The organism is Clostridium sp. CTA-19 (assembly GCF_054767855.1).
Genome location: NZ_BAAABH010000011.1, coordinates 82,548 through 95,874, shown reverse-complemented (window position 1 = coordinate 95,874; position 13,327 = coordinate 82,548). Strand labels below are relative to the sequence as shown.

The window sequence follows — 13,327 nt, the reverse complement described above, 5'->3', positions numbered from 1 at the left end:
TATTTATTAAACTTCTACTCCATATTTTTTAGCTAATGCTTCTAAGGCTTTAGTAAAACATCCAAGTGGCACTCTCACTGTACCTGCCCCAATTTGTCCTATTCCTGCTTTTTTATGTGCAATTCCCGTATTTATAAGTGGCGTTATTCCTGTTTCAACAACTTTTCTTACATCAATTCCTAAGCAAGTTCCTTGAAAGTCCCAAGTAGGTATACTATAATTAGGGTTTCTTGCTATACATATTTCACTCATTTCCTCACTTATAGCTGAAGCATCTTCAAATCCACCAGCTCCTATAAAACGTGTTACTCCTGGAGCTGCTATCATAGCCATTCCACCAACACCAAAAGATTCTGTAATTGCGCTATCTCCCATATCCGGATTAGCTTCCTCTTGGCTAAATCCACTAAAGAACAATCCCTCTGGAGTATTGACTGGAGCGGTAAACCACTCATCACCTAACCCACTAACACGTATTGCAAAGTTATCTCCATTACGAGTTAATGCAGTTACAATTGTTCCTTCTTTAATAGTTCTAGCAGAATCCATAATTACTTTACATGTAGCCATCATTATATTTAAGAAGAATTGGTCTGTATCTGCTAAAAATTTTGTTACCTGTCTTAATTCTTTCTCACATATATCTGCTGTTAATAAATATGGCATGATTTCTTTTAAAAATAATACTGAAGCTGCTATATTACGTTGATGGAATTCATCACCCATCGTTATTGCTTTTGCAATTATTACATTTACATTCAATCCACCATCTATTTGTCCTAAAGCTTTTGATAGTGCTGGAGCTAGTACATCTTTCATCCAATGTAATCTATTTATAACTTCCTCACCATAAGCGCCAAATCTTAAAACTTTACCAATTCCTTCATTCATAGTGCAATAAGCTCTTTTTTCATTTACTTTATTCTCAACAACTAATACAGGCATGTTTCCAGAAGTAATACCGCCCATTGGTCCAACAGCGTCAACATGATGACAAGGTATAAATTTAATCTCACCATTTTCTAGCATTTTTCTGGCCTCATCTTCATTACTTGCCCACTTTTCAAAAAGAGCTGCTCCAATACAAGATCCTTGCATTGGTTCTGTCATTCTCTCCCACACTATTGGTGGTCCTGCATGTAATAACACCCTTTCATTTAATTCTTTAATAACTGTTTTTGCTGGAACAACATCTATTAAAAATGGTTGACCTTCTTTTATTTTTTCAATAACTGCTGTATTAGCCTCATCAATTGTATTAAACATCATAACTAATTCCCCCTTAAAGTCTATTTCAACTTTTCTAATATTTTAGCCAATCTTTTATCTCCACCAGCAATTGGTGACCAATTGTACTGTACCACATCACTTTCATATTTTTTAACTGTTTCTGCAAAATGTTTAAGACCTATATTTATAACCTTAGGTTTATCTGAAATAAGCTTTATAACTCTATCATTAATTTCTTTTTTTTCTTCTTCTACAGTTTTTTCACAATTTAAGTAATCAATGATTTTTGTTGCTAATTTTACAGCTAACGCATTGCTTTCACAGATAATAGCTCCTGATTCTCTAAGTATTTCTACTTGATCCTCATATGTTTTTGGGTCATTATTAGTTCCTGTTACAGATCCGATAAATATTATTTCATTTCCATTTTTCTTAGCTTTTTCTCTAGCTTCTTTTATAACCGGTGCAAATACTGATGCTACATCATTATGTCCACCATATCCAATTACATTATCCATTAATATAATTGCAGTTTCTTTCATTTCTATAACTTTTTTAAGCTCATCAACACGAAGTGATGGTTCTATCATTGGATGTGGTCTTCCCTTTGTATATTTATCATCACCCAAATCTATAATTTCATGATTTTCATAATGAAGCATAATACCATTATCGTGATTTTTATCATCTTCTATTTTAAGATAATCCCTTATAATCATTGCCGCTTCTAATGCTAATGTTCCTCCACAATAAAGACCTTTTATAAATCTTTTATTTTTATTTTCTTTTATAATTTTTACTTCTGGAATTGTACTTTCTATTTTCTTATAAGAAATAGTATTCATGTTAGATAATTCAACTGCTTTTAATGCTGCTTCATCTAAAGTCCATGCATAATGTACATTATCATGATTTTTTCTAGGTTTTTCTCCTAAAAATATTGCTACTACTGGTTTTTCTAGTTCTGTAAAGACTTTAATAACTTTATCCATAATTTCCGGTGATGGTGGCTTAGACACAAAAACTATTACATCTGTTTCTTCATCTTTCGCAAGTGCTCTTAATGCCCTTATTGCAGTTATAGCTCCCACTTGTGAAGATAAATCTCTTCCTCCAGTACCTATTGCATGAGTTATTCCTTTTTTATATCTCGAAATTATAGTTGTTATTTCTTGTATTCCTGTACCTGAAGCCCCAACAACACCTATATTTCCTTTTTCAATGACATTAGCAAAAGCTAAGGGAACTCCACCTAAAATTGAAGTACCACAATCTGGTCCCATTAGTATTAAACCTTTTTGATCTGCTTTTTCTTTTAATCTTTTCTCATCTTCTATGTTTACATTATCACTAAATAAAAATACGTTTAAATTCCTATCTAATGCCCTCTCAACTTCATCTGTTGCATATTCCCCCGCTATTGAAATAAGCGCTAAATTAGCATCATTAACCTTTGATATAGCTGTGTCAAAAGTTCTAGCACTTGGAATTTTGCTACCCTTTGATTTAGAGCTTTGATTTTTTATAAAATCTTCTATCTCCATCATAACTTCATCAATTTTTGATTTATCTTCTGTATCAACTACTATACAAATATCATTTGGACAAGCATCTTCCAATTCTTCTGTATATAATCCAGAATTTTTAAAGATATCTTTATTTGCAGGTGTTCCCATCATTACTGAAATTTGTGATATACCTTCCATTGAAGATAAACTTTTTGTAAGCAACATCAAATTTACAGAATCTTGATAAGAGTTCTTTTTTATTACTGTAAACAACATATTCTTTCCTCCTCTATTTCTATAAGATTCTTTTAAATTTTTTAAATATATAGTATTTATAGATTGCATTTTATCAGAATCTTCTTTACTTCTTATTAATGTCTTTTATTTATAAGCAAGTTCATAAAGGCTATTTATTAGCAAATTAACACCTTCTTCTAAATGTTTAGTCTCTGTATATTCTAATGGTGAATGACTAATTCCATCTTTGCTTGGAACAAAAATCATTGCTGTTGGTACAAATTGTGCCATTATTTGCGAATCATGTCCTGCACCACTATGCATTATCTTATAATTTACATTTTCTTTATTGCATTGCTCTTTAAGTACATTCACTATTTTTTTATCCATCGGAACTGGATCTTCATCCATCCACATATTGATATCAATTTCAACATCATTCTCTTTTGCAATTTTTTTAGAATCTTCACAAATCATATCTGTAAATTCTTTAAGAATTCCCTTATTGGTATGTCTTACATCAAGTGTAAATATAGTCTTTCCCGGAACAACATTAGAGGTGTTAGGTGTAATATCTATTTTTCCAACTGTTGCAACAAGAGGATCGGAATACTTTCTAGCTTTTCCCACAATATTACTTATAATAAGGGAAGTTGTATAAAGTGTATCTTTTCTATATTTCATAGGAGTTGTTCCAGCATGATTCGATTGTCCTGAAAGTTCAAATATAAATCTTTTTTGTCCAACTATACTAGATACTACTCCAATATCTTTTTTCTCAAGTTCTAAAACATTTCCTTGTTCTATATGAGCTTCTATAAAAGCCTTTATATCTTGTCTTTTAGGATCATCATCTGTTTTAAATCTAAAACCTGATTTTCTCATAGCACACTCAAATTTAATACCTTCTGTATCAGTTTTCCCTATTAAATCTTCTTTTTCAATCATATTAAATATATTTTTTACCCCTAAGAACACATAAGGAAATCTGCTTCCTTCTTCTTCTGCCATTGAAACAACTTCAATATTTCTTAATGGTTGTCCGTATTTTTCTTTTAAATACTTCAGTGCTAATATTCCTGCTACAATTCCATATTGTCCATCATATATTCCACCATTTTTAACTGTATCAACATGTGATCCTGTTAATATAGTTTCATTTTTAAAGCTACTTCCTTCTAATCGTCCAAATACATTTCCTACTTCATCGTAGTAAACTTTATCAAATTCAAGTTCTTTCATCTTGCTTTCTAATCCTTGCTGAGTATTTAACCATTCTTTTGAATATAACAAACGTGTAACTCCACCATTTGAATCTTTTGCAAAATTCGCTATCCAATCTAACATAATTTCTACTTCTTGTCCCAAATTACCCATATATTTTCCCCCTAAGAATTAACTATTATTTACTGTGTTCATCTTTAATGTAGCTCTTTAGATATAAACTAAAAGCTTTATAACTAAAGAACCGTTTATATATTAAGATGTTTCAATTTTTCTATTTTTCCAATTCATATTGCAAATTAGCATAGTAACTATACCCACTAATATAATAATCGCTGATAAGTAAAAACCAGATATTTTAGTTCCTGTTGCATCTGATATCATACCTGTAATATAAGGCGCTGCTACTGATGCTGACATTCCAAAGAAATTGAATAATCCAAATGTTGTTGTAAGCACTTTTGGATCCGCTATATCAGCTACATAAGAAACTAATATAGGATCTACTGCAAGTTTTCCAAACAATCCATATAAAACAAGACACACTATTAAAAGTTCATTGCTATTAACCACAACCGTTGCATAAAGTGTAATAGCTCCTATTACCTCTAAAAATATTATTAATGCTACTTTCTTATTCATAAATTTATCTGACACTCTACTAAATATTAATGCCCCTGGTACTGAAGTAAATGCTACTAGTGATGATACTATACCAATTGCAGCACCTTGAAACCCTCTTTCTTGTTCTAAGAATGCTGGAAGCCATGTGACTATCATGTAGTATCCATAGCATGTTGCAAAATATAATACACATGTTCCAATCATTTTAGGATTTTTAAGTATAGTTAATATAGATACTTTTTCATTTTCTCCTACATTTGTTTTATTAGAATTATTTTTAGCTATAGGAGGTGTGGATTTTATGTATTTTTTAAACAATAACGCTGTTACTATTCCTAAAGCTCCACTTATAAATAGTAATATTCTCCAATCTATTTGAACTTCTTTTACTAAATAGCTAGAGCCAATTAGTCCTATTGCCATACCTAAAGCTGATCCGCTATTTATTATTGCTGTTGATAATCCTCTTTTTTCTTTTGGAATTGTTTCTGCAGTTAATGAATATACTGGACCAAAATATGACCCCTGACCTATTCCTGTTAAAACTCTAGCTGCTAAAAACATTGTAAAAGTTACTGCTAATCCAGATAGTATAGCTCCACATCCAAAAAGTATAAGCCCTGGAACTAAAATTAACTTTCTTCCAAACTTATCTCCCAGATAACCAGATGGAACTTGCAAAACTGTATATGGTAAAAAGAATAAGCTACTTATTAAACCTGCACTAGCTTCAGATTTAATATTAAGTTCTGACATAATCTCAGGTAAAACTGGATTTAGTACAGTTCTATTAATCCATATGACTGTCCAACCTAAACAAAATAGTATTACTAACCTTTGCCAATATTGAATTTTCTCTTTTCTTTCTATCTTTGCCTCCAAAGTATCCATAATCTTCGCCCCCATTTTATTATTTATTCTGACAACCCCCTTGAAATAAATATATAAAATTTTGAATATTTAGTCATTGTTCAATAGCGATAAATTTTACATCTTTTTTTATACAATTGTTACAATTTTTAAACAACAAATTATTTAAAATGATTTTTGTAAGCATTTACTTAGTTTAAATCGAAGGCAAAACATCATAAGCCTTTAGTAATTACAATAATAAAATTTTTACTAATATTTTAATTTTAAACGAACTATAGCAATAATTACATTTAATCTATTTTAATTGCTAAAATCATGTAACATACATTTACCATCAAATTGATTTTATAAAAAGTAAATGTATAATTTATAGTATTTATAATAATATAATTACTTAATATACATATATTTTTTAAGATGTTGATGTTCTAAATTGAAATAAAAATTTTTTAGATTTACGAATAATTTTAAATTAGAGCCTGTTTACCTATATTATTATCAGAAATAAAAAGTGAGCATCTCACCTTTTAATGAAATACTCACCTTCTTTATTTTTCTATGCTAACTTGTATTTAAATACGATTTTATAAATCCATTGTTCACAATAAGTAATTATTATCTAATTTTAAATAGATGCATTCTTCAACTCATTACTTTTTCTTTTTCTACTACTAATCCATAAAATTAGAGCTCCTAACATCATTAATATTGTAGATAGATAAAAACCTATTACTTTTGAACCTGTTAAATCACAAACTACTGCTGTTATATAAGGGGATAGTACTGAACCGGACATTCCAAAGAAATTAAATATCCCTAAAGTTAATCCGTAATTCTTTGGTTCTGTAATCTCTGCAACATAAGAAACAATAATTGGATCTATTGCAAGTTTTCCAAAGAAGCCATAACAAATTAATCCAATCAATAATATTACTTTTGAACTAGCCTGCGCACTGACATAAAGTGCGATTGCCGAAAGTATAATAAGATAAACTATTATTTTTAATTTATACTTATTAAATTTATCAGAAATTTTTCCAAAAAATATTGCACTTGGTAATGCCGAAAATGCACTTACAGCAGAAATGTACCCCACCATCATCCCTTCAAATCCACGTTCAGCTTGTAGAAAATTAGGTAACCAAGTAGCCATCATGTAATATCCATAACAAATTGAAAAGTAAACAAATGAAACAGCTATTAATCTTAAATTTAAAATAGTTTTTAATGAAGTTTTTGAAGTTCCTTCACTTTTTGATTTTTTCACTATTGGTGTATTGTTTGGTAAAAATTTTATAAAAATTAATAGTACCATTACAATAATTGCGCTAGTAATAAATAATAGTGTTCTCCACTTAAAACCTAAGATACTTAAAAATGTAGATCCTATCATCCCGATTCCCATACCAATAGCCGTACCACTATTAATCACTGCATTTGAAAAAGTTCTTTTATTTAACGGAATATTTTTTATTGAAAGAGAGTAGGAACAAGCAAAAAATACACCACTAGCTAATCCACAAAAGAAATTAGCAATATACATAACTTCTATTGAAGGTGCTAATCCCATACAAAAGCTAGCTATTGCAAAAATAATAAAACTTGGTATTAAAATTCTCTTTTCCCCATATTTGTCTGACATTATACCTGCTGGTATTTGTATTAAAGTGTAAGCTAAAAAATAAGAACTAAATACTAATGCTAATCTTGAATCAGATTGAACATTTAACCCCTCTTTAATGTTAGGTAAAACAGGATTTAAAACTGTTCTACTAATCCAAATAATAGTCCATCCTAAAAATAATATGGTTATAATCTTCTTCCAAGAAACTACTTCCGAATTATTTTCCATTAAATTTCCCCCTAAAATAATAAATTTATGATATTTTACAAAATATTTAAACATATCACAACATTATAAATAAGAATAATAACATTAAACCTTCTTATATTTTACATAATTTATATAATCTAGTAAACAAATCCACTATAATTACATAGAAAAGGTATGAAATAGTTAAAGCTCTAGTCTTCTTTACACTATTTCATACCTTTTATTTCATTTGTTTTTTATTCTAATCCTATTTATTTGATTCTTTAAATAAATCCATTAATCCTGCAAAAGCATCATTTATTGGTGCGTCAGCTTCTTTTTTCATCTTCTTCATATAATTATTTACATCTCTTTTATTAACTTTATCACTTTTTTTATCAAATCTTTTATTAAATGATGAAGCTTTTTCTCTAAAGTTACAGTTTGCACCAGAACATACATAAATTTGTCCTTCTCCATGTCCTTTTAAAATAAGCTTTTTCTTACACTCTGGACATCTTGCATTTGTTGTTCTACTTATAGATTCTCTATGTCCACATTCTCTATCCTGGCATACATTCATAACACCAGTTTTAGTTTTTACTTCTAACATATATTTCCCACATTTTGGACATTTACTTCCAGTAACATTGTCATGTACAAATTTATCACTACTTGATTTTACATCTCCAACAAGTTTAGTTGCATAATCTCTCATAGAAGTTATAAATTTTTTATCATTAGCCTTACCCTTGCTTATAAGTTCTAGATCACTTTCCCATTGCGCAGTTAAAAGTGGTGATTTTAAATCTTCAGGAACTAAATCTATTAGTTGTATTCCTTTTGATGTAGGAATTATATCTTTACCTTTTTTCTCAATATAAAACATATTATATAATTTTTCTATTATATCAGCTCTTGTAGCAACAGTACCAATTCCACCTGTTTCACCTAAAGTCTTAGCAGCATTTTTATCTACATGAACATATTTTTGTGGATTTTCCATAGCAGATAGCAATGTACCTTCATTAAATCTTGCTGGTGGTTTAGTTTCTCCTTTTTTCATGTCCACAGATAAAATTTTAACTTTTTCACCCTTTTCAAATTTAGGTAGCATTTGCTCTCTTAAATCATCTATATCCTCTTTGTCATCATCCATTTCTCTATCATATACAGCTTTCCATCCCTTAGACTGTACAACTTTACCTTTAGCTAAGAATCTTTCGCCTTTTACATTTACATCAACTGTTGTTTGAATGTATTCAAACGGCGGCAACATTACAGATAAGAATCTTTTTATAACTAAATCATACACATTGCGTTCTTCACTACTTAAATGTGAGATAATTACTCTTTCTTCCGTTGGAATTATAGCATGGTGGTCACTTACTCTATTATTATCTACAAAAGATTTATTAGCTTTAATACCTTTTCTTATTATATCATCACAAAACATTCTATAATTCCCAAAAGAAATAGATTTTAATCTATCTTTTAATGTTGGAACTATATCTGTTGTTATATGTCTTGAGTCTGTTCTTGGATATGTTAATATTTTATGATTTTCATAAAGTCTTTGCATTATAGATAAAGTCTGTTTTGCCGAATATCCAAATATTTTATTACAATCCCTTTGAAGTTCTGTTAAATCATAAAGCATAGGTGCATAATTCTTTTTAGCACTTTCCTTAACTTCTACTACAGTTCCTTCTTCTTTATTTGTTTTAGCAACTATACTTTCTGCCACTTTAACATCAAATATTCTAGAATTATTCTTATTATCTACATGTGTTAAATTAAACCCATTGCATTTCCCATTTATTGTATAATATGCTTTTGGTTTAAAATGCTTAATTTCATTTTCTCTATTTACAATCATTGCAAGTGTAGGAGTTTGAACTCTTCCTGCTGAAAGAGATGCATTATATCTACAAGTTAATGCTCTTGTAACATTTAATCCTACAACCCAGTCAGCCTCTGCTCTAGCTGTTGCTGCCTTATAAAGATTTTCATATTCTTTTCCATTTTTTAAATTTTTAAAACCATCTAAAATAGCTTTATCCGTTTGAGAACTTATCCAAAGTCTTGAAAGGGATCCTCTATAGTGACATTTATCAAGTATCCATCTTGCAACAAGTTCACCTTCACGACCTGCATCTGTTGCAATTACTATAGACTCTATATCATTTCTTCCTAAAAGTTTTTTTATTTCATAAAACTGTTTCGAACTTTTCTTAATAACTTCAAGTTTCATTTTATTGGGAAGCATCGGTAAGTTTTCCATGTTCCAGCTTTTATATTTATCATCATAGCTTTCTGGTGATGCTAATGTTACTAAATGACCTAAAGCCCAAGTAACTATATATTTATTTCCTTCTATATATGATCTTTTATTTGAATTACATTTTAAAACCCTAGCTAAATCTCTTCCTACACTAGGTTTTTCCGCTAATACTAATATTTTTGACATTTTAATACCTCACTATATTTCTATATTTAATTTTAGTAATATTAACAAAATATAGGTCTGTAAACTTATTACATTGTTAAATAACAAAATAATTTTTCACTTTAAACCAACCTTTTGATAAAGATAAATAAAATTATTAAAAGTTAAATTTCAAATCTATTTACCTACTTTTAATTTACTAATTGAACATTTTGGTAGTTACTACATAAATGTTATACTATAAAATTTAAATTATCAACAATAACCGGTTAAATAATTATTTTTTCATTGCAAATAATGTTAACATTCTCTAATTAAAGTAATTAATATATTTTACTTTAATGTATTATTTTTCAATATGTTATGCAATCCCAATACCTTATTGTAATATTTTATGTTTTATTTTATTTTATGTAAATATATTTTTTTAAATTTAAGTGCCAACTTATCCGCTTTTCACATATATTAAAGTACAGAACTATATTTTAACTTATCATATTTTATAGTGAAACAAGCTCTAAATTAAATTTAGATTATTACAAGCTTTTATCACTATTTTATGTATTCAAGTTCTGAAATAAATAAATTTAATGTCAATTTGAAAGACCATAATAAACTATTTTATGATTAATTTTATACTTTACAGAGTAGTTTTGTAGAAGTATTTTATAATATACTAAGTTTTATCCCTTAGTAACTTCATACCATAGAGGTGTTAGTATGCTAGAAAATACTTTTCAAAAAGATTTAAATATTCTTAAACAAAAACTTACTTTTGCAATTGGTAACTACTCATATATTAAAATAGAAGAACCTATATTCTTGAAAAATAATATATATCTTATAAATGTATTTGTAAATTGTAATGACAATATAGCAAAGTGTATTAGAGCAATACTTCCAAAGTTTTATAATCTAAAAGATACAACAGTATATGTTAGAGTGTTCGATTCTTCTAATACAGAAATTAATTTTGAAATTTCTTCTTTCACAGAAGAAGATGTTGCACATTTATTTTATATTGCACTTTATAATAATATGTATTTTAAAGGCTGTTTGCTTACAAAATACTACTTGCCTATAGAGATATTAGATTTTATAGGACAAGTTGTCATTGTAGTTTACAGTGAAGTTCTTTTCTCTAAAAATACAATTAAACTTTCTTCTCCTATAGAAACCATTTTAAATGAAGTTTTCATTTTATATTATAACCCTGATATAAAAGTTAGTTTTGTAAGTAATAAAAATATTTTCTTTAACACTAAATTCTTATAGTAGCAACGGGAGCTGTTTAAAATTAACTATTTGTTAGAATTGCAAAGCTCCCTTGCTTTTTTTATATTAAAATTATTTATCCTAGACAATTATAGGACAAAAGAGTAATAAATTATTTTTTAAAAGGAGTTTTTAGTATAATTATTGAATTAAGAATTAAAGTTTACGTAACTTTTATTAAACTAAGAATAAAGCGAGGATAATTATGAAAGATAAAATTTTGAACATAAGTATTTTTATATTAAGCCTTATTTGCTTATTAATATCTCTTAAATTATTTTGGAATATTGGAATTTATGTCGATAAATTTAATACTTCACCTGATGTAGTGTTAGGTGGAGATTTATGGCTCTCAATGGATTGGGCAAGATTAGGATTTTCAGCAATATTATGTGTATTATCTGGTGTAAACTTATTTAAAGAAGTTGGTAAATAATAGAAGTTAATAAACTGGTACCTATAGACTGTACACAATACTAAAAGTGTCTTATCTATAGATACCAGCTTATCAAAGTTTTCTTTTTAATTTAAATTATTTTTTAGCTTTTTGAATTTTAACTTTTTTTCCTTTTACAGATATTTCTTTATAACTGCTTAAAAGTTTTTTTCCTTTTCCGTTTAATATATCAACAAAAGAACATCCATCCTGAACATCTATTATACCAATGTCATCACCAGTAATTCCTTCAAGATTACTTATAGCTCCAACTATATCTATTACTCTTATCTTCTTCTTCTTTCCACCATTTATATAAAGTTTTACAACATCACTATGTATAGTCTCTTTACTAATTTTCTTTTTGTTATCTTTTAAATCATTTTGACTTTCTTTAAACTTTTTCTTTCCTTCTCTAACTTTTTCATCAGTTGGGAATTCTCCCTCTTTTATTTCATGTCCTACATATTCTTCTATTTGTTTCAAAAATCTTTTTTCATAATTATCAACAAAAGTTATTGCCTTTCCTTCCTTACCAGCTCTACCAGTTCTTCCTATCCTATGCACATAACTTTCTTTTTCCATTGGTACTTCATAATTAAACACGTGGGTTATACTATCTACATGTATACCTCTTGCTGCTATGTCTGTTGCAACAAGAATTTTAAACTCTTTATTTTTGAATTTTTCCATAACTTGCATACGTTCATTTTGCAGCATATCACCATGAAGCTCTTCAACTAAAAATCCTTCTCTTTTCATAAGTCCATACACATACTTAACTTTGTCCTTAGTATTACAAAATACTATTGCACTATCAGGTATTTCACTGTAGATACTAGTCCATAAAGCTTTAAATTTTTGTTTGTCTTCAACGTGTAAATAGCTTTCCTCTATTTTAGCCTTATTTAATACTTTAGATTCAACATTTAAAACTTCTGGAGATTTCATATAATTCTTACTTAAATTTTCAATTTCCTTTTCAATAGTTGCAGAAAATAATGAAGTAACCCTTTCTTTAGGTATCTCATTTAAAATTTCTTTTATTTGATCTATAAAACCCATATTAAGCATTTTATCTGCTTCATCTATTACAACAAAGTTTATGTTATCTATTTTTAATGTTCCTCTATTAATATGATCTATTACTCTTCCTGGAGTTCCTATAACAATATGTACTCTTTGTTTTAATTCTCTTATTTGATCGTTAAAAGGTTGTTTACCAAAAATAGCTGCTGCTCTAACCTTTTTCAATCTTCCTATGTTAGATATGTCCTCTTTAACTTGCATAGCTAATTCCCTTGTTGGAACTAATACTAATGATTGTACTACTGAATTTTCTACCTGTGTTTTCTCACATAAAGGTATACCAAAACTTGCAGTTTTTCCGCTTCCAGTTTGGGATTTAACTATAATATCTTCCCCTCTTAAAAGATATGGTATTGCTTTTTCTTGTACTTGTGACGGTTTATTAAAACCTAAATTTTTTAAAGCTTTTAATATATGTTCATCTAGATTTAAATCTTCAAATAATATATTTTCCATTAAAACTCTCCTTATTATATAATTATTTATAAATGTAAATATAGTGTTATAAAACAAATTAAAGGAGGCACATTATCCTCCTTTAAACCCACTATACACTTGACATATAAAAA

The 13,327-nt window shown here is 28.3% G+C and carries 9 protein-coding genes; 2 read left to right on the top strand and 7 right to left on the bottom strand.

The window, feature by feature from the left end; translation table 11 throughout:
• Window positions 1-6 precede the first annotated feature (6 nt).
• From ACYUE0_RS08175 to ACYUE0_RS08150, 6 genes are all read right to left on the bottom strand, one after another.
• Window positions 7-1,269: a YlbE family protein gene (locus tag ACYUE0_RS08175; RefSeq protein WP_026022384.1), complete on the bottom strand. Its 1,263-nt coding sequence runs from the start codon at window positions 1,267-1,269 to the stop codon at window positions 7-9.
• Window positions 1,270-1,289: 20 nt separating this feature from the next.
• Window positions 1,290-3,014, bottom strand: coding sequence for an acyl-CoA synthetase FdrA (gene fdrA / locus ACYUE0_RS08170; RefSeq protein WP_460270167.1), 1,725 nt, complete (start codon window positions 3,012-3,014; stop codon window positions 1,290-1,292).
• A 105-nt stretch (window positions 3,015-3,119) separates the two neighbouring features.
• Window positions 3,120-4,352 carry an allantoate deiminase gene (allC, locus tag ACYUE0_RS08165; protein ID WP_460270166.1) on the bottom strand — a complete coding sequence of 411 codons (1,233 nt, stop codon included), beginning with the start codon at window positions 4,350-4,352 and terminating at the stop codon, window positions 3,120-3,122.
• A gap of 102 nt (window positions 4,353-4,454) precedes the next feature.
• Entirely contained in the window at window positions 4,455-5,714 is a 1,260-nt protein-coding gene (locus ACYUE0_RS08160) for an MFS transporter (RefSeq protein ID WP_460270165.1), read from the bottom strand.
• Between the two features lie 607 nt (window positions 5,715-6,321).
• A complete protein-coding gene (locus ACYUE0_RS08155; RefSeq protein WP_460270164.1) occupies window positions 6,322-7,548 on the bottom strand; it encodes an MFS transporter in 1,227 nt (408 codons plus the stop codon).
• Window positions 7,549-7,777: 229 nt separating this feature from the next.
• Window positions 7,778-9,979 carry a DNA topoisomerase III gene (locus tag ACYUE0_RS08150; RefSeq protein ID WP_460270163.1) on the bottom strand — a complete coding sequence of 734 codons (2,202 nt, stop codon included), beginning with the start codon at window positions 9,977-9,979 and terminating at the stop codon, window positions 7,778-7,780.
• Between the two features lie 699 nt (window positions 9,980-10,678).
• On the opposite strand from ACYUE0_RS08150, the gene ACYUE0_RS08145 reads away from it, so the two are divergent.
• Together ACYUE0_RS08145 and ACYUE0_RS08140 are read left to right on the top strand one after the other, a co-directional pair.
• Window positions 10,679-11,233: a hypothetical protein gene (locus ACYUE0_RS08145; RefSeq protein ID WP_460270162.1), complete on the top strand. Its 555-nt coding sequence runs from the start codon at window positions 10,679-10,681 to the stop codon at window positions 11,231-11,233.
• Window positions 11,234-11,438: 205 nt separating this feature from the next.
• Window positions 11,439-11,669, top strand: coding sequence for a hypothetical protein (locus tag ACYUE0_RS08140; protein ID WP_460270161.1), 231 nt, complete (start codon window positions 11,439-11,441; stop codon window positions 11,667-11,669).
• 96 nt (window positions 11,670-11,765) lie between these two features.
• On the opposite strand, the gene ACYUE0_RS08135 is transcribed toward ACYUE0_RS08140, so the two are convergent.
• A complete protein-coding gene (locus tag ACYUE0_RS08135; RefSeq protein ID WP_460270181.1) occupies window positions 11,766-13,205 on the bottom strand; it encodes a DEAD/DEAH box helicase in 1,440 nt (479 codons plus the stop codon).
• Between the last annotated feature and the right edge of the window lie 122 nt (window positions 13,206-13,327).

Excerpts from the sequence above, each read along its gene's own strand:
- ACYUE0_RS08175 (WP_026022384.1), bottom strand. The coding sequence starts at position 1,269 with ATGATGTTTAATACAATTGATGAGGCTAATACAGCAGTTATTGAAAAA.
- fdrA (WP_460270167.1), bottom strand. The coding sequence starts at position 3,014 with ATGTTGTTTACAGTAATAAAAAAGAACTCTTATCAAGATTCTGTAAAT.
- allC (WP_460270166.1), bottom strand. The coding sequence starts at position 4,352 with ATGGGTAATTTGGGACAAGAAGTAGAAATTATGTTAGATTGGATAGCG.
- ACYUE0_RS08160 (WP_460270165.1), bottom strand. The coding sequence starts at position 5,714 with ATGGATACTTTGGAGGCAAAGATAGAAAGAAAAGAGAAAATTCAATAT.
- ACYUE0_RS08155 (WP_460270164.1), bottom strand. The coding sequence starts at position 7,548 with ATGGAAAATAATTCGGAAGTAGTTTCTTGGAAGAAGATTATAACCATA.
- ACYUE0_RS08150 (WP_460270163.1), bottom strand. The coding sequence starts at position 9,979 with ATGTCAAAAATATTAGTATTAGCGGAAAAACCTAGTGTAGGAAGAGAT.
- ACYUE0_RS08145 (WP_460270162.1), top strand. The coding sequence starts at position 10,679 with ATGCTAGAAAATACTTTTCAAAAAGATTTAAATATTCTTAAACAAAAA.
- ACYUE0_RS08140 (WP_460270161.1), top strand. The coding sequence starts at position 11,439 with ATGAAAGATAAAATTTTGAACATAAGTATTTTTATATTAAGCCTTATT.